Source organism: Achromobacter sp. (assembly GCF_032102605.1).
In the GTDB taxonomy this organism is placed as follows: Bacteria; Pseudomonadota; Gammaproteobacteria; order Burkholderiales; family Burkholderiaceae_B; genus Achromobacter.
Genome location: NZ_DAMDGT010000001.1, coordinates 632866 through 648094, shown reverse-complemented (window position 1 = coordinate 648094; position 15229 = coordinate 632866). Strand labels below are relative to the sequence as shown.

Here is a 15229-nt window from a genome sequence, read left to right as displayed (position 1 = left end):
GCGTCCCACGCCGATCGCGCCCCCGATTCCCTTAGAATCGGGGGCATCAACCACAACAGCGCTTGGGCCACGCGCCAACCGGCAGGCACGTCGACCCGCGCAAGATTGCAGCTGCATGACCCTGAACGACATTTTTGCCATCGCCATGGCGTGGCTGCTGACCTATGCCGGCATGGCCTGCCTGGGCCTCGCGGCGCCCCGCCACTACCATCAGGTCTGGGGCCGCAATCCCCGCGCGGGCCACACGCGCGTGCTGCGCGGAGCCGGCGCGCTGCTGCTGGGGCTGTCCATCCTTCCCTGCGTCGGCCTGTGGGGCGACACGTTGGGCATGGTGGTCTGGCTGGGTTGGCTATGCGCCGGCGCCCTGCTTTGGTTCGGCATGCTGTCCTGGGCGCCGCGTCCCGCAGCGGGCACGGCGGCGTTGGCGGTCGCCATCACCCTGTTGGGCGTCGGCATCGGGTTTTAAGCGCCCCTCGCGGGCCGTTCACGGGGCCGCATTGCGCGTTTTCGCAGGCCTCGGCGGCCATTTGATGCGCATCAAGCAGGGCCGACATCCATCTTCGGTGGGCCGCGATCAGCACCATATGTGGTGGTAGAGTTTCCGAACTCCACTACATATGGTGCCACCAATGGAAATCCAACACATCCTCAAGCGCGACGGCCGCGTCGTTGCATTCGATAGCGAGAAGATCGCTCAAGCCATGGCGGCGGCGGGCCAAAGCACCGGAGAGTTGGACCTGACCGGCGCCCGCGAACTCACGGGCGCCGTCATCGCTGCCCTGGACGGCAACGTGTGTCCCGGCGTCGAAACCATTCAGAACCGCGTGGAAGAATCCCTGGTCCGGGCAGGCCACTGGCGCACGGCGCGCGCCTACATCGTCCACCGTGAACAGCACGCCCGCCTGCGTTCCCTGCGCCACACGCTGGTCGACGTGGAAAGCGCCATGGAGGAATACCTCGAGCAGCGCGACTGGCGCGTCAATGCCAACGCCAACCAGGGTTACAGCCTGGGCGGCCTGATCCTCAACGTGGCGGGCAAGGTCACCGCCAACTACTGGCTGTCCAACGTCTTCACGCCCGAAGCCGGACACGCCCATCGCGAAGGCGACATCCACATCCATGACCTGGACATGCTCAGCGGCTACTGCGCCGGCTGGTCGTTGCGCCAGCTGCTCACCGAAGGTTTCAACGGCATTCCCGGCAAGGTCGAATCCACGCCGCCCAAGCACATGTCGGCCGCCATCGGCCAGATCGTCAACTTCCTGGGCACGCTGCAGAACGAATGGGCAGGCGCGCAGGCGTTCAGCTCGTTCGACACTTACATGGCGCCCCTCATCCGTCGCGACGCCATGACGTACGCGGACGTGAAGCAATCCATCCAGGAACTGATCTTCAACCTGAACGTCCCCAGCCGCTGGGGCACGCAGACGCCGTTCACCAACCTCACGTTCGACTGGACGTGCCCGGCCGACCTGAAAGACCAGATCCCCTACGTGGGCGGCGAGGAAATGCCCTTCTCCTACGGCGACCTGCAAGCCGAGATGGACATGATCAACCGCGCCTACATCGAAGTCATGATGGCGGGCGACGCGAAGGGGCGCGTATTCACGTTCCCGATCCCCACCTACAACATCACCCCCGATTTCAACTGGGACCATCCCAACACCGAACGCCTGTTCGAGATGACGGCTCGCTACGGCCTGCCCTACTTCCAGAACTTCCTGAATTCCGACCTGGAGCCGCACATGGTGCGTTCCATGTGCTGCCGCCTGCAGCTGGACTTGCGCGAATTGCTCAAGCGCGGCAACGGCCTGTTCGGCTCGGCGGAGCAGACCGGTTCCGTTGGCGTGGTCACCGTGAACTGCGCGCGGCTGGGCCACACGTGCCGCGGCGACGAAGCCCGCTTGATGGAACGCCTGGATTACCTGCTGGAGCTCGGCCGCGACGTTCTGGAAACCAAGCGCAAGGTGGTCCAGCGCTACATCGACCAGGGCCTTTACCCCTACACCCGGCGCTACCTGGGCACGCTGCGCAACCACTTCAGCACCCTGGGCGTGAACGGCATCAACGAGATGATCCGCAACTTCACTGACGACGCCGAAGACGTCACCACGCCCGAGGGCCACGCGTTCGCCGTGCGCCTCCTGGACCGCGTGCGCCAGCGCATGACCGAATTCCAGGAAGAAACCGGCCACCTGTACAACCTGGAAGCCACGCCGGCCGAAGGCACCACCTATCGCTTCGCCCGCGAAGACCGCAAGCGCTATCCCGGCATCCTGCAGGCGGGAACCGACGCGCAGCCCTACTACACCAACTCCAGCCAGCTTCCGGTGGGCTATACCGACGATCCTTTCCACGCGCTGGAACTGCAGGAAACGCTGCAAAGCAAGTACACGGGCGGCACGGTGCTGCACCTGTACATGAACGAAGCCGTCTCGTCCGCCGAGGCCTGCAAGCAACTCGTGCGCCGCGCGCTGACGAACTTCCGCCTGCCCTACATCACGGTCACGCCCACGTTCTCCATCTGCCCCAACCACGGCTACCTGGCCGGACACCACGAGTTCTGCCCCAAATGCGACGCCGAACTGCTGGCCAAGCAGTCCGCGTGCTGCACCCCGGCATAGCACCGCCGGGACCCGGGCCCGCGCGCGGCGTTCCGTCGCGCAGGCCTTCACTCCCCGCCGGGCAGCCGTCCGGCACCCACTACCTAGGAAAACCTATGCAAACCTTGATCGCTCCCGTCGCCACCGCCGCTCCCGCCGTCCAACTGGATGACAGCCAGCGCGTGCGCTGCGAAGTCTGGACCCGGGTGATGGGCTACCACCGCCCGGTTTCTTCCTTCAACACCGGCAAACAAGGCGAATTCAATGAACGCCGCTTCTTCGTCGAACACAGTGCCTGAAGGCACACCGTCCAAGGGCACATCGGCGGCCGGCACGCCGGCCGGCGCTCCCGCCAGCCACGCGGTGCGCAGGCTGGCCGACCGCCAGGCCTACGCCGCGCCGCCGCAGCCCGTCAACCAGCCCATGCCCCGGCATGCGCCAGCGGTCGGCGGGCTGGTGCCCTTCTCCACCGTGGATTGGCCCGGGCAGCTTGCGGCGGTGATCTTCATCGCCGGCTGCCCGTGGCGCTGCCACTACTGCCACAACACCGAACTGCAAACCCGCGCCGCCCGCTACGATTGGCGCGAGGTTCGCGAATTTCTCGAGACCCGCAAGGGCCTGCTGGATGCGGTGGTGTTCTCCGGCGGCGAGCCTCTCAGCGAACCGCGCCTGCCCTCCATGATCCGCGACGTCAAGCGCATGGGCTACCGCGTCGGGCTGCATACGGCGGGCATCTACCCGCTGCGCCTGGCCGACGTGCTGCGCCACCTGGACTGGGTAGGCATGGACATCAAGGCCGACGCCAAAGGCTATGACGACATCACGGGGCGCCGCGATTCCCAACGCCCCGCAATGGCCTGCCTGACGCAGCTTCTGTCGACCGGCCCTGACTTTGAATGCCGGATCACCTGGCACCCGGACTGGCTGGACGAACCGCGGCTGTTGACGCTGGCGCGCGAACTCGCGCGTCGAGGCGTGCGGCGTTTCGCCGTGCAGGCGGCGCGCTCGGGCCCGGCCGCGCCGGTAGCGCGTGCCCTCAGCACGCAAGCGCAGGCTGAAATGCGCCAGGCCTTCGAGGAATTCGCCTATCGCTGATCCAGCTTCGCCTTCAGGGTCGCCAGGAAGCGCGGCGACCCCACCGCGCCCACATTGCAGCGCGACCACGGCGACACGGCCGTCGGATCCACGCTGAACACGCGTCCCGGCGCCATGATGACCTTTTCGGGCATCAGCGCCGCGGCAAGCGTCAACGAATCGTCCACGCCCGGAAAAGTCGACCACAGGTACAGCGAGCTCGTCGGACGGGTGAAAACCTTGGCCCCCAGCTCGTCCAGCACCTGCAGGGCCTGCCCGGTGGCCGATTCCAGGCGCTGGCGCAGGCGCACCAGATGCCGCTCGTAATGGCCTTCGCGCAGCATCACGTCCACCATGCGCTCGCAGTATTCAGAACTGCTGACGTGCACCAGCGCCTTCAGGTCGGCAAGGTCACTGGCCAACGCCGCATTGCAGGCGATGAAGCCCACCCGCAGCGCCGCGGAAAACGATTTGGAAAAGCTGCCGATATAGATGGTGCGCTCAAGCTGGTCCAGCGCGGACAGGCGCACGGCGGACGTGGGCTTGAAATCGGCCAGCGGATCGTTCTCGACCACCATCAGGTTGTAGCGTTCCGACAGTTGCAGGACCTTGTAGGCCTTGGCCGGCGAAATGTCCGATCCGGTCGGGTTGTGCGCCAGCGACTGCGTAAAAAACAGCCTCGGCTTCTCGCGCTGCAGCAATGCCTCCAGCGCCGCCAGATCGGGGCCATCTGGCAGACGCGGAACGCCGAGCATCCGCACCCCCGCCAGCTTCAGCTTGCCGAACAGCGGGTAATAGCCCGGGTTGTCCACCAGCACCGTCGAGCCCGGCGGCAGGAAGTAACGGATCACCAGGTCCATGGCTTCGTTCGCGCCGTGCGTCAGCACCAGTTGCGACGGCGCGGCGCTGATGCCCACGTCGCCCAGCTTGCGCACCAGGCTTTCGCGCAGCGGCGCGTAGCCGAAGCGGCTGCCATAGCGGAACAAGGCGCCCAGGCCGGTGCGCACCACCTTCTGGTGATAGCGGTCCATGCGCATGTCGGCCAGCCATTCAACCGGGGGAAAGCCATCGCCCACCGCGACCGCGTCGGGCTGCGTCTTGAGCTGTTCGCGCATGAGCCACACGATGTCCATCGCGCGGCTCAACTGCCCGGGTTCCTCGTCGGCGGGCGCGCGCGCGTGCTCGACGTCCAGCACATAGAATCCGGAACCGCGGCGCGGCTCCACCAGCCCGCGGGCCACCAGCATCTCGAAAGCCACCACCACCGTGTTCTTCGCGTAGCGATGCAACTGCGCCAGTTCGCGCAAGGAAGGCAGCTTGTCGCCCGCGCGATAGACGCCGTCCGCGATCTGCTGGCCGATCAGGTTGGCCAGGCTTTCGGCGATGGGCGCGGCGCGCTGCGGGCGGCCGGGCGGATTGGCTTCATCCATGCGGGGATCCCAGTTAAATCATTGCCAAAATTGGTGCAGTGCAATGGTACTGTTTGCCCAAACTGTACCTCTGAATAGCGGTACAGTTTACCTAGAATCAGGCCACTCGATTCTTATACGGAGACACGCCATCGTGGCCGATTCACGCCTGCCCAACTTCCGCGCCCTTACCCCTGCCCAACGCCTGGCCGCCATCGCGGACGCGACTGAGCTTACGTCCGAAGAACGCCAATTGCTGGCCGAACCCGGCGCCCTGGGCCTTGCCCGCGCCGACGGCATGATCGAAAACGTCATCGGCTCGTTCGAGCTGCCGCTGGGCGTTGCCGGCAATTTTCAGGTCAACGGCCGCGACTTCCTGGTGCCCATGGCAGTGGAAGAACCGTCCGTGGTGGCCGCCGCTTCCTTCATGGCCAAGCTGGCGCGCGAATGCGGCGGATTCGAAACCTCCAGCACCCGGCCGCTGATGCGCGCGCAAGTGCAGGTGCTGGGCATCACCGACCCCCACGGCGCCCGCCTGGCCTTGCTGCGCGAGCGTGACCGCATCCTGACGCTGGCAAACAGCCGCGACAAGGTGCTGATCGACCTGGGCGGCGGCTGCCAGGACATCGAGGTCCACGTGTTCCCGGACACGCCGCGCGGCCCGATGATCGTGATGCACCTGATCGTGGACGTGCGCGACGCCATGGGCGCCAACACCGTCAACACCATGGCCGAGGCCGTGGCGCCGCTGGTCGAAGAGATCGTCGGCGGCTCCGTGCGCTTGCGCATCTTGTCCAATCTGGCCGACCTGCGCCTGGCGCGGGCCCGCGTGCGCCTGACGCCGCAAGTGCTGGACACCAAGGATCGCAGCGGCGTCGAAATCATCGAAGGCGTGCTGGACGCCTATACGTTTGCCGCCATCGACCCCTACCGCGCCGCGACGCACAACAAGGGCATCATGAACGGCATCGACCCCGTCATCGTGGCCACCGGCAACGACTGGCGCGCGGTCGAGGCTGGCGCTCACGCCTACGCCAGCCGGTCCGGCCGGTACACCTCGCTGACCCATTGGGAAAAAGACACGTCGGGCGCGCTGGTCGGCACGATCGAAATGCCCATGCCCGTGGGCCTGGTGGGCGGCGCGACCAAGACCCACCCGCTGGCGCGCCTGGCGCTGAAGATCATGGACGTGCGGTCCGCGCAGGAACTGGGCGAAGTCGCCGTGGCCGTCGGCCTGGCGCAGAATCTGGGCGCGCTGCGCGCGCTGGCCACCGAAGGCATCCAGCGCGGCCACATGGCGCTGCACGCCCGCAACATTGCATTGGTGGCCGGCGCAACCGGCGCGGAGATCGATGTGATCGCCAAGCGCATGGCGGCGGAAAAGGACGTCCGCACCGACCGCGCGCTGGCCCTCTTGGAGGAACTGCGCGCCGCCTGATCCTGCTGTACGCATAACAACACAGAGGCGGCGCCCGGCATCCCCGCGCGCCGCCCGCTCACTAAGGAGAGAGACATGAAACACAGCCCCCCGGCGCCCTCCACGCGCCTGGCTGAAGTCTGGAGCGACACGGTGGACCTGCGGCATCTTGCGTGGGCCATCGTCATCGGCATCGCCATCAGCGTGGCAGGGTTCTTTGCAGCCAGCCGCTGGCTGCGCGGCGTGGTCGCGTCACCCGAGCTGGCGCATGCGTACGCCATGCTGGCCGGACTGGCCGGCTGCGTGCTGGCCGGCATCATCTGCGCCCGCCTGTTCCCGCCCAAGCGCGAAGTCATCGAACGCAGCGCCACGCACGATCCCGCCTGGCGCGCGGAAGTCCTGGCCGAACTGGCCGAACAGCCCGGCGGGCTGGGCACGCTGGCGGACCTGCCGGAAGCGGTCGTGCGCGAACTGAAGGAACTGGGCCTGTACGACCTGTTCGCCGAACCGGCGGGCAAGCCCGCCGCCGCTACGGCATCCGTGGACGTGCGGCCCGGCGCCGGCAAGGAGGCGCTGGCATGAGCGATCCCATTCTGCTTGAACAAATCATGGTGGCCGCCGGCATGGGCTTGCTGGGCGCGGTGGTGTTCGCGGCGATCGGCCTGGTGTCGGGCACCGACGAGACCACCACGCTGGCCCCGCTGACCTTGCTGGTGGTGCTGCTGGGCGTGCCGCCCGCGGGCGTCTTCACCTTCTTCCTGGCGGGCGCGGTGGCCAAACACATGACGCATGCCGTGCCCACCGCGCTGCTGGGCATCCCCGGCGACACGCTGGCCACGCCGCTTCTGCAGGACGCGAACATGCTGCGCAAGTTGGGCGTGCCCCACATAGCGCTGCGCAAGATGGTGTCCGGCGCCATCGTCGCCGCCTTCGTGGCGGTGCCGCTGGCCGTGCTGTTCGCCGTCCTGCTGGCGCCGTTCGGCGCGGCCATCACCAAGTCCGCCCCGTGGATCTTCCTGGCCGCGGCGGTGCTGATCGCCTACTTCTCGGCGGGCCGCTGGGCCGCCGTGGCGCTGCTGGTGCCCTTCGTGATGGTCATCATCGCCCTGCAAAGCCTGACGGCCAAGTACGGCGTCAAGCTCAGCATCAGCTACTTCCTGGGCATCGCCATCGGACCGCTGATCGCCGACCTGTTCACGGTGATCTCGCCGCAGGGCCGCAGCAAGATGCTGCGCGACAAGGTGCGCACGTTCTCGCTGGCGCCCGACGTCAAGGGCTGGTCGGGCTACTTCCCGAATCCGCTCAAGGTCATGGACCGCGTGCAGACCCGCTGGACCCTGGCCACGGCGGCGGTGTCCAGCGCCACGTTCGTGTTCAGCCCGGTCGCGATGACCGTGGTGCTGGGCGAACTGGTCGGGTCGCGCATCAAGCACGCCTACCATCGCCTGACCACCGTGCTTAGCGCGCGCAACGGCGTCACCGAGGCCACCTACATCGCCGAGGCCCTGATCCCGCTGATCGCCTTCGGGCTGCCGCTGAGCCCGGTGGCGGCCGGCCCCGCGGCGCCGCTCTTCAACGCGCCTCCGCGTTTCACGGTGGACGCCGCCACGGGCCAGACGCACAACCTGCACAACCTGCTGAACCACTGGGAATTCCTGGGCTACGGCATGCTGGCGGTGCTGCTGGCCGCGGTGGTGTCCTACCCCTTCGCCATGAACTTTGCGCGCCGCGCCGCCCTGTTCGTGTCGCGCCGGGTCAGCCACGAAGCCATCATCGCCACCTTCGTCGGCCTGATCATCGTGATCAGCGTCTGGGAAGGTCAGTTCCTGGGCCTGCTCGTCATCCTGACCATGGGCCTCATCGGCGGCCTGCTGTCGCGCCTGTTCGGCTTCAACACCGGCGTGCAGTTCATGGGCTACTACACCGCCGTGCTGTCCGTGCCGGCGATCGTCAAGCTGCTCGCGTAAACCGTGACGCATGGGCGGGGCCGTGCGCCCCGTCCGCCATTGCCGCGCCACTTGATTCATCGCAAGGCAGTGCTCCCCCCCTTGCTCTAGCCTCTGGTCTCTTGACCAGAGGAAAGACTCATATCATGACGTGGTTCAAATCACTCACCCTCGCCGGACGCGAGTTGCTGCCCATCGTTCAGGGCGGCATGGGCGTCGGCGTATCCGCCCATCGCCTGGCCGGCGCGGTTGCCAGCCAGAACGCCGTGGGCACCATCGCCAGCGTCGATTTGCGCCATCACCACGCCGATCTCGTGGAAAAAACCGAAAAATGCAATGACCGCGACACGATCGACACCGCCAACCGCGAGGCCCTGCACCGCGAAGTGCGCGCCGCGCTGGACACGGCCCAGGGCCGGGGCTTGGTGGCGGTAAACGTCATGAAGGCCGTGCGCGATCATCACGCCCTGGTTCGCCAGGCATGCGAAAGCGGCGCCGAAGCCATCGTCATGGGCGCAGGCCTGCCGCTGGACCTGCCCGAAATGACAGCCGACTTCCCCAAGGTAGCCCTCGTGCCCATTCTCTCCGAAGCGCGCGGCGTGGCCGCCGTGCTGAAAAAGTGGATGAAGAAAGGCCGACTGGCCGAAGCCGTCGTCATCGAACACCCCGGCTACGCCGGCGGCCACCTGGGCGCAGCGCGCCTGGACGACCTGCACAGCGAACGTTTCGACTTCAAGCGCGTGCTGGCCGATTGCCACTCGCTCTTCAGCGAACTGCAATTGGGCCGCGATGCCCCGCGCCTTATCGTGGCGGGCGGCGTCGGCAGCCACGAACAAGTGCGCCACTGGCTCAGCAACGGCGCCGACGGTGTCCAGGTAGGCACCGCATTCGCCGTCACCCACGAAGGCGACGCCCACGAAAACTTCAAGCGCGTGCTGATCGACGCCGATCCCTCCCAGCTTGCCGAATTCACCAGCGTGGCCGGCCTGCCCGCGCGCGCTGTCGCCACGCCGTGGCTCACGCGCTACCTGCGCCAGGAAGGCACACTGCAGGCCAACACCCGCGCCGACCCGCGTCGCTGCAGCCAGCGCATGGACTGCCTCACGCAATGCGGCCTGCGTGACGGCATCGCAAAGTTCGGCCAGTTCTGCATCGACCTGAAACTGGCGGCCGCCATGCGTGGCGAGGTCAGCCGTGGGCTCTTCTTCCGCGGCGCGTCCAAGCTGCCGTTCGGCAACGCCATGCGCTCCGTACGCGAACTGATGGATTACCTGCTCCACGGGGAAATGCCGGCCACGGCATAGTCCACCCGACACCCAGGGCGCGGCCCAACAAAATTGGACGACGTATAATAATTTACGTCGTCCAATTTTTTTTGCCGGTCATGCCTGCCTTCTCCGCGCCCGCTTTTGACGCCCCCAACCCCGACGTTGGCCGCCGCGAACGCAAGCGGCAGCAAACGCTGGACCACCTTGCCCAGACCGCCTGGCGCCTCTTTGAAGCGCTGGGCTACGACGCAGTGACGATGGAGCAGATCGCCGCGCAGGCGGACGTATCCAAGGGCACGCTGTACAACCACTTTCCCGTCAAAGAGGCCCTGCTGGCCCACCGTTTCCATGGGGACCTTGCCGCGTCGATGGTCGACCTGACGCCAGCGCTGCGAACCCTGCCGGACATTGCCGGCAGGCTCACCCGGCTGCTGCACGCCTCGGCGCACTGGTCCGAATCACACCGCGCCTATCTGGGCCCTTACCTGCGGTATCGCCTGGCCACATTGCAGGCCGTCGGCCGCGACGATGAACGGTACCCGCGCAGCGGCATGCAGGCCGTGTTCGGCGCGCTGATCCAGGACGCGCAGGCGGCGGGCCAGGTGCGTGCCGACCTGTCCGCAGACCTCCTGGCCCATCACCTGCAGTTCCTGTATCTGGGCGCCCTGCTGCGCTGGCTGGACCAGCCGGGCGCGAGCCTTCGGTCGGAATTCGACGCGGCCATCAGCCTCTTTGTGCAGGGCGCGGCCGGGAGCGCGGCATGACTGCCCCGGTGCTGGACTGGGCGGCGGCTGCGGACGCGGGCGCGCGCGTGGCCGGCGGCAAGGGCTGGCAACTGGGCCGCATGGCGCAATTCGGCGTGCCGGTGCCCGACGGCTTCGTGCTGGCGGCGCACGCCAGCCTGAACCATCGTCCTGGCCAGGACGTTCCCCCCGACGTGGCGCAGGCCTTGCGCAACGCGCTGCACGCCCGCGGGTGGCTGGACCTGCCGCTGGCCCTGCGCTCGTCCGCGCCCCAGGAAGACTCCGCTGACGCGTCGTTCGCCGGCATCCATCTATCCTGCCTGCAGGTTCGCGGCCCCGACGCCGCGTTGCAGGCGGTGAAGCGCATCTGGGATTCACTTTGGACGCCGCAGGCGCAGGCCTACCGGCAACGCCTGAACATTGCCGCCGACGGCGGCATGGCCGTGGTGGTCATGCCCATGATCGACGCCGAGTCCTCGGGTATCGCCTTCACCATCGACCCCGCCACCGGACGCCACGACGAAATGCTGGTCCACGCCAATTGGGGCTTGGGCGAATCCCTGGTGGACGGCGACGCCGAGGGCGACGAATACCGCCTGCGCGAAGACTATCGCCACCAGGCCTGGCCGCTGGTCGAGCGACGCATCGGCGCCAAGCGCCACGCAACGCTGCCCGCGACCGACGGCCAGGGCACGCAACTGATTCAAACGCCCGCCCCTCGCGCAACCCAAGCGGTTCTGACGGCTGCCCAGGCCGAAGCCCTGGGCGAGATCGTGCGCGACGCCGCCCGCGCGCTGGACTACGCCGGCGCCGGCTACGACGTCGAATGGGCGTGGGACGGGCAGCGGTTCTGGATCCTGCAGGCCCGGCCGATCACCGCCTCCGCCCGCCACACCTATCCCGCGCTGCGATCCCAGCCCGATTACTGGTCGCGCGGCAACACCCGCGAAGTCCTGCCTCAGCCGATGTCGGCCCTGGAATGGGACGCGGGCCGCGTCATGGCGCAGCGCATGCTGACCCGCGGCTTCGAACTCAGCGGATACGCAACGCTGCCCGGGGTGCGCCTGGCGGCGTTGTTCCAGGGGCGCGCGTACCTGAACGCCTCGGTCATCCAGTGGATGGGCTACGACGCGCTGGGCGTCAAGCCTGGCGACATGAATGCGCTGCTCGGCGGCCCGCAGCCCGCCATCGACGTGCAGCCCCTGACCGCCGCACAGCGGCTGCGGCACGGCTTGCGCATGGTGCGCTACCTGCGCCGAGCCGCACCGCTGCGCCGGCAAGCGGCCGACGATCTCCCCATGCTGCTGGCTCGTGCGCAGGAATGGCTGGACGCCCCCTTGCCCGACTCGAATGCGCAGCTTGGCGCCCGCCTGCGCGAACAATTCCAGACCGTGCTGGCCGCGGACGTGCTGTTCTTTCTTCAGGGCTCGGGCGGCGGCGCGCTGTCCAAGTTGCTGGAAATGGTCGAAAAGGCCCTCCCCGGCGAAGGCCATGCGCTGACCGCCGCCTTGATGGCGGGCGGCGAACCCAGCGTGACCGCCGCGCAAGGTTATGCGCTCATGGACCTGGCGCGACTCGCCCGGCAGGACGCTCAGGTGCTGGCTTGGCTGCAGTCCCCGGACCGCGACAGCGAGGCCTGGGCCGAAACGCTGCCGGACGGCAGCGCCTTCCAGCAGGCTTTCGCGCAATTCCTCCACCGCTACGGCCACCGCGCCGTCTATGAAACCTATCTGCGCAATCCGCGATGGCGCGAAGCGCCCGGCTACCTGCTGGACAGCGTGCTGAACCTGATCGGCACCGACGCCGCCGCGCTACGCGCACGGCAGGACGCCGCGGCGCAGGACGCATGGCGTCGCGTACGCCGCGCGCTGCCCTTCTGGCAACGGCCTTTGGCAGCCAAGCTGCTGGGCGCGTCCTGCATCGAGGGCAACCAGCGCGAAGCCGCCCGCAGCGTGCTCGTCGCGTACCTGGCTGTGGCGCGCAAGAGCGCGCTGGAACTGGGCCGCCGTAACTGCGGCGCCTCCGGCCTCGCGGCCCCCGAAGACATCTTCCACCTGAACGCGGCCGAGATCTTCGCGCTGGCGGACGGCCGCATGAATGCCGCCGCACTGGGCCGCCGCGCGGCGGCCAGACGCGCCCAACTGGAAGCGTGGGCCGACCTGCCCGACCTGGATGTCATCACCGAGCACGCGGCGGATGGCGCGCCGGCGGCCGCATACCAGCCGCCCGCCTGCAGTTCGGCCCTGGATTCATGGCGCGGTACGCCCGTGGCAGGCGGCCGCGCCCGCGGCCGCGCGTTCGTCGCCCGCACGCCGGACGAAGGGTTGGCCATGCCCGCGGGCGGGATCCTGGTCGCGGCCTCGTCCGATCCCGCCTGGACCCCGCTGTTCCTGCGCGCTGGCGCCGTGGTGATGGAGGCCGGCGGCTACCTGTCGCACGCAGCCATCGTGGCGCGGGAGTTCGGCATTCCGGCCGTGGTGAATGCACAGGGCATCCTGCAGGGCGTCGTCACCGGCGACATGCTGGACGTGGATGCGGCCCGGGGCATCGTCAGCCGCGTGCCTGGCAACGCCCAGGACTGATCGCCGCGCGGGCTCGCGCGGTCGCACACGCTGCAAATCCTGTCCGGTGCGATTGGACATGCGCGGCGAATCAGCCCTATCGTCGTTGCGTGGGCCCTCGCACCCGCACCGACCGCTGACAATCAAAGGAGACATCCCATGCCCAAGTTCATCACGATCGGCTATGGAGACCAGGCAGGCTACGACCGCACTCCCGCAGGCATCCGCGATGCCGCGCACGCGCACGACGCCAAGCTGCGCCAGGATGGCGCATTGATGGGCATTGCCGGCGCCCCCGTGCAGGTGCGCAATACCCAGGCGAAAGGAATTGAGACAACCAACGCCCCTTTCATGAAAGCGGACCTGCCGGTGGCCGGATTCGCGGTGATCGAAGCCGCCGACTTGGCGCAAGCGATAGAGATGGTGTCGCGCACCCCTTGCGCGGTGGCATATGGGGTGGTGGAGGTCTGGCCATTGCAACAGCCATAGGCGCCCATTCCAAGAGCCTCGTTTCGGACAACTACGCAGCGGCATCGCCAGCGGCAGGCTTGGCGGCATCGCGCCTGCCCTCCGCTTCCTTCGCGGCGAGCTGAAGCGGCACAGGCAGTGCTTTGAGGCTTTCCCTGAAAAATCGTCGTTGCCCCCAGTTCAAACCGCGCACGACGTCCGCAAACCGCTCTATCGCCGCGAAAGCCTGGCGGTTGAGCCCTCGGGCATGAGTGCTGAACCAAACGAATTCGAGAAGCAAATTCGCGATTTGAGGGGCTCCGTAAGACACTCGGCCGGCGTCGTGCTCGTCAAGCGTGTAGGCGGCGACAGACGACCAGTCATCGTATCCCTTGGCCCGTGAGAACGCCGCCTGGAAGGGTTTTGCCGCATCCAACAACTCGTGCACGGGAAGCGGCGACTGGGCTTGAAAGCGCTTCAAGTCGCCGCTCATATCGTCACAGTTGCCTCGAGCGATGCGCAGCACAAATACCGTATTCCACGCAGAGCTGCCGCCAACGCCGAAACGGTCGCAGATCCATTCTGACAATCCCAGCCAGCGCAGCGACAACCCTTGCACCGTACGAGCGTCGTGATCGTTGAAGAGGGCCAGCAGCCGCTGTTGCCAACATAGCCACAAGGTCCATCCGATGTTGGCCGCCACATCCTGGGCGGCCTCCACGGAATCGGCCTCGTAGGCGGCCTGAAGCGCTTCGGACAACGAAGAAACCGCCTTTTCCGCCTCGCTCATTCTCAATGCGAGATCAGCGTTCTTGTCTTCAAAGGCGGTACCTTTGTGCAGCAGGGCGCGCAGATTCAGATACTCGAAGCGCACGCGCGGGTTGTAGCGGATGACAGGTCCCAGGACAGGGTCCGAGGACAGGCGGTCCAGTCGTGCATGGGATTGCCGGACATCCCCCCGCGCATAGCTGTTCCAGGCCGAGGCGACCGAGGCCATTGCCGACAATGTGGGCATGGAGGGTCCGACGGATTCGGATTGAAGTATTTCCTCCAGTCTATTCAGGGCATCCTCACTGCGCTTCACATTGCCGTGTCGACGCCATGCCAGGCTTTCCTTGAGTATGGCCAACGCGCGCTGAAAGTCGTCCAGCGCCGACCGATCCGCGGCTCGGTAGCTTGCAGCCCAATTCATGCCGGCCAGCCCCATTCCGTCCCGCGCGAGCCGCATGCCCTGGGTGAGGTGATTCCAGTAGGCCCCGTCCTGCGTCACGTATTGCAGAGGGTCGGCGCGGACGGACGCATTCTCTTCCAGCCCCAGGAAACTCGCCACCACCTCATCGCTTGCGGACTTTGCCCCAAGGCGACACCGCAATCTGTCCGCCTGAGTTTGCGTCATCCAGAACGGCCCCTGACTGCGACGCGACGTGTTCAGCAAGGCAACCGACACGCCTATGGAGTTTCCCCACCCCACCTCGACACCCCACGCTGCGAAATCCCGGAAGGCGCGGGAAACCAGCATGCGAAGGTTTGCACTGCCAGGGTATCGGGCTTGGACGCAGGACGCCGGCACCGGGCCCTGGCCTTTCTTTTGCGCGTGGCAAATCCTCAACAAAAGCCACACCGACTGATGCCGCGCCGGCAGGCCGTCGACGACGAGCGGACGATCCAAATTGATTGTTATTTTTCGAGCCATGAACCCATGTTACAGCGGTTACGGCTGCTCGATTGGCTCTCTACGGACGCCCGCATATTCTTGCCGCG

13 protein-coding genes are annotated in these 15229 nt (G+C 67.1%); 11 read left to right on the top strand and 2 right to left on the bottom strand.

Features of this window, described 5'->3' with window-relative positions; translation table 11 throughout:
- Window positions 1-115: 115 nt before the first annotated feature.
- From RT614_RS03025 to RT614_RS03010, 4 genes are all read left to right on the top strand, one after another.
- Window positions 116-466: a DUF3325 domain-containing protein gene (locus RT614_RS03025; RefSeq protein WP_313620175.1), complete on the top strand. Its 351-nt coding sequence runs from the start codon at window positions 116-118 to the stop codon at window positions 464-466.
- A gap of 163 nt (window positions 467-629) precedes the next feature.
- Window positions 630-2624 carry a ribonucleoside triphosphate reductase gene (locus tag RT614_RS03020; RefSeq protein ID WP_313620174.1) on the top strand — a complete coding sequence of 665 codons (1995 nt, stop codon included), beginning with the start codon at window positions 630-632 and terminating at the stop codon, window positions 2622-2624.
- 95 nt (window positions 2625-2719) lie between these two features.
- On the top strand, window positions 2720-2902 hold the full coding sequence (gene nrdD, locus RT614_RS03015) for an anaerobic ribonucleoside-triphosphate reductase (RefSeq protein ID WP_313620172.1): 183 nt from the start codon (window positions 2720-2722) through the stop codon (window positions 2900-2902).
- The gene (locus RT614_RS03010; RefSeq protein ID WP_409558417.1) at window positions 2868-3698 is read left to right on the top strand and encodes an anaerobic ribonucleoside-triphosphate reductase activating protein; all 831 of its coding nucleotides are present in this window, start codon (window positions 2868-2870) and stop codon (window positions 3696-3698) included. Before nrdD ends, RT614_RS03010 begins: the two co-directional genes overlap by 35 nt.
- Here the strand turns inward: RT614_RS03010 and RT614_RS03005 are convergent.
- Entirely contained in the window at window positions 3689-5107 is a 1419-nt protein-coding gene (locus RT614_RS03005; RefSeq protein ID WP_313620170.1) for a PLP-dependent aminotransferase family protein, read from the bottom strand. The two genes, RT614_RS03010 and RT614_RS03005, sit on opposite strands and share 10 nt — an antisense overlap.
- A gap of 130 nt (window positions 5108-5237) precedes the next feature.
- Here RT614_RS03005 and RT614_RS03000 point away from each other — a divergent pair, with 130 nt between their 5' ends.
- From RT614_RS03000 to RT614_RS02970, 7 genes are all read left to right on the top strand, one after another.
- Window positions 5238-6524: a hydroxymethylglutaryl-CoA reductase, degradative gene (locus tag RT614_RS03000; RefSeq protein WP_313620650.1), complete on the top strand. Its 1287-nt coding sequence runs from the start codon at window positions 5238-5240 to the stop codon at window positions 6522-6524.
- A 75-nt stretch (window positions 6525-6599) separates the two neighbouring features.
- Window positions 6600-7085, top strand: coding sequence for a hypothetical protein (locus RT614_RS02995; RefSeq protein WP_313620168.1), 486 nt, complete (start codon window positions 6600-6602; stop codon window positions 7083-7085).
- Window positions 7082-8470: a tripartite tricarboxylate transporter permease gene (locus tag RT614_RS02990; RefSeq protein ID WP_313620166.1), complete on the top strand. Its 1389-nt coding sequence runs from the start codon at window positions 7082-7084 to the stop codon at window positions 8468-8470. The genes RT614_RS02995 and RT614_RS02990 overlap by 4 nt, the downstream gene beginning before the upstream one ends.
- Window positions 8471-8595: 125 nt before the next feature.
- A complete protein-coding gene (locus RT614_RS02985; protein ID WP_313620165.1) occupies window positions 8596-9753 on the top strand; it encodes a nitronate monooxygenase family protein in 1158 nt (385 codons plus the stop codon).
- An 80-nt stretch (window positions 9754-9833) separates the two neighbouring features.
- Window positions 9834-10481 carry a helix-turn-helix domain-containing protein gene (locus tag RT614_RS02980; RefSeq protein ID WP_313620163.1) on the top strand — a complete coding sequence of 216 codons (648 nt, stop codon included), beginning with the start codon at window positions 9834-9836 and terminating at the stop codon, window positions 10479-10481.
- Window positions 10478-13042: a PEP/pyruvate-binding domain-containing protein gene (locus RT614_RS02975; protein ID WP_313620161.1), complete on the top strand. Its 2565-nt coding sequence runs from the start codon at window positions 10478-10480 to the stop codon at window positions 13040-13042. The genes RT614_RS02980 and RT614_RS02975 overlap by 4 nt, the downstream gene beginning before the upstream one ends.
- A gap of 138 nt (window positions 13043-13180) precedes the next feature.
- Window positions 13181-13510, top strand: coding sequence for a YciI family protein (locus RT614_RS02970; RefSeq protein WP_313620159.1), 330 nt, complete (start codon window positions 13181-13183; stop codon window positions 13508-13510).
- Window positions 13511-13541: 31 nt separating this feature from the next.
- On the opposite strand, the gene RT614_RS02965 is transcribed toward RT614_RS02970, so the two are convergent.
- Window positions 13542-14987, bottom strand: coding sequence for a hypothetical protein (locus tag RT614_RS02965; protein WP_313620157.1), 1446 nt, complete (start codon window positions 14985-14987; stop codon window positions 13542-13544).
- Window positions 14988-15229: the final 242 nt, after the last annotated feature.

What these genes read in the sequence shown, in the direction of transcription:
- RT614_RS03025 (WP_313620175.1), top strand. Translation starts at nt 116, where the DNA reads ATGACCCTGAACGACATTTTTGCCATCGCCATGGCGTGGCTGCTGACC.
- RT614_RS03020 (WP_313620174.1), top strand. Translation starts at nt 630, where the DNA reads ATGGAAATCCAACACATCCTCAAGCGCGACGGCCGCGTCGTTGCATTC.
- nrdD (WP_313620172.1), top strand. Translation starts at nt 2,720, where the DNA reads ATGCAAACCTTGATCGCTCCCGTCGCCACCGCCGCTCCCGCCGTCCAA.
- RT614_RS03010 (WP_409558417.1), top strand. Translation starts at nt 2,868, where the DNA reads ATGAACGCCGCTTCTTCGTCGAACACAGTGCCTGAAGGCACACCGTCC.
- RT614_RS03005 (WP_313620170.1), bottom strand. Translation starts at nt 5,107, where the DNA reads ATGGATGAAGCCAATCCGCCCGGCCGCCCGCAGCGCGCCGCGCCCATC.
- RT614_RS02995 (WP_313620168.1), top strand. Translation starts at nt 6,600, where the DNA reads ATGAAACACAGCCCCCCGGCGCCCTCCACGCGCCTGGCTGAAGTCTGG.
- RT614_RS02990 (WP_313620166.1), top strand. Translation starts at nt 7,082, where the DNA reads ATGAGCGATCCCATTCTGCTTGAACAAATCATGGTGGCCGCCGGCATG.
- RT614_RS02985 (WP_313620165.1), top strand. Translation starts at nt 8,596, where the DNA reads ATGACGTGGTTCAAATCACTCACCCTCGCCGGACGCGAGTTGCTGCCC.
- RT614_RS02980 (WP_313620163.1), top strand. Translation starts at nt 9,834, where the DNA reads ATGCCTGCCTTCTCCGCGCCCGCTTTTGACGCCCCCAACCCCGACGTT.
- RT614_RS02975 (WP_313620161.1), top strand. Translation starts at nt 10,478, where the DNA reads ATGACTGCCCCGGTGCTGGACTGGGCGGCGGCTGCGGACGCGGGCGCG.
- RT614_RS02970 (WP_313620159.1), top strand. Translation starts at nt 13,181, where the DNA reads ATGCCCAAGTTCATCACGATCGGCTATGGAGACCAGGCAGGCTACGAC.
- RT614_RS02965 (WP_313620157.1), bottom strand. Translation starts at nt 14,987, where the DNA reads ATGCTGGTTTCCCGCGCCTTCCGGGATTTCGCAGCGTGGGGTGTCGAG.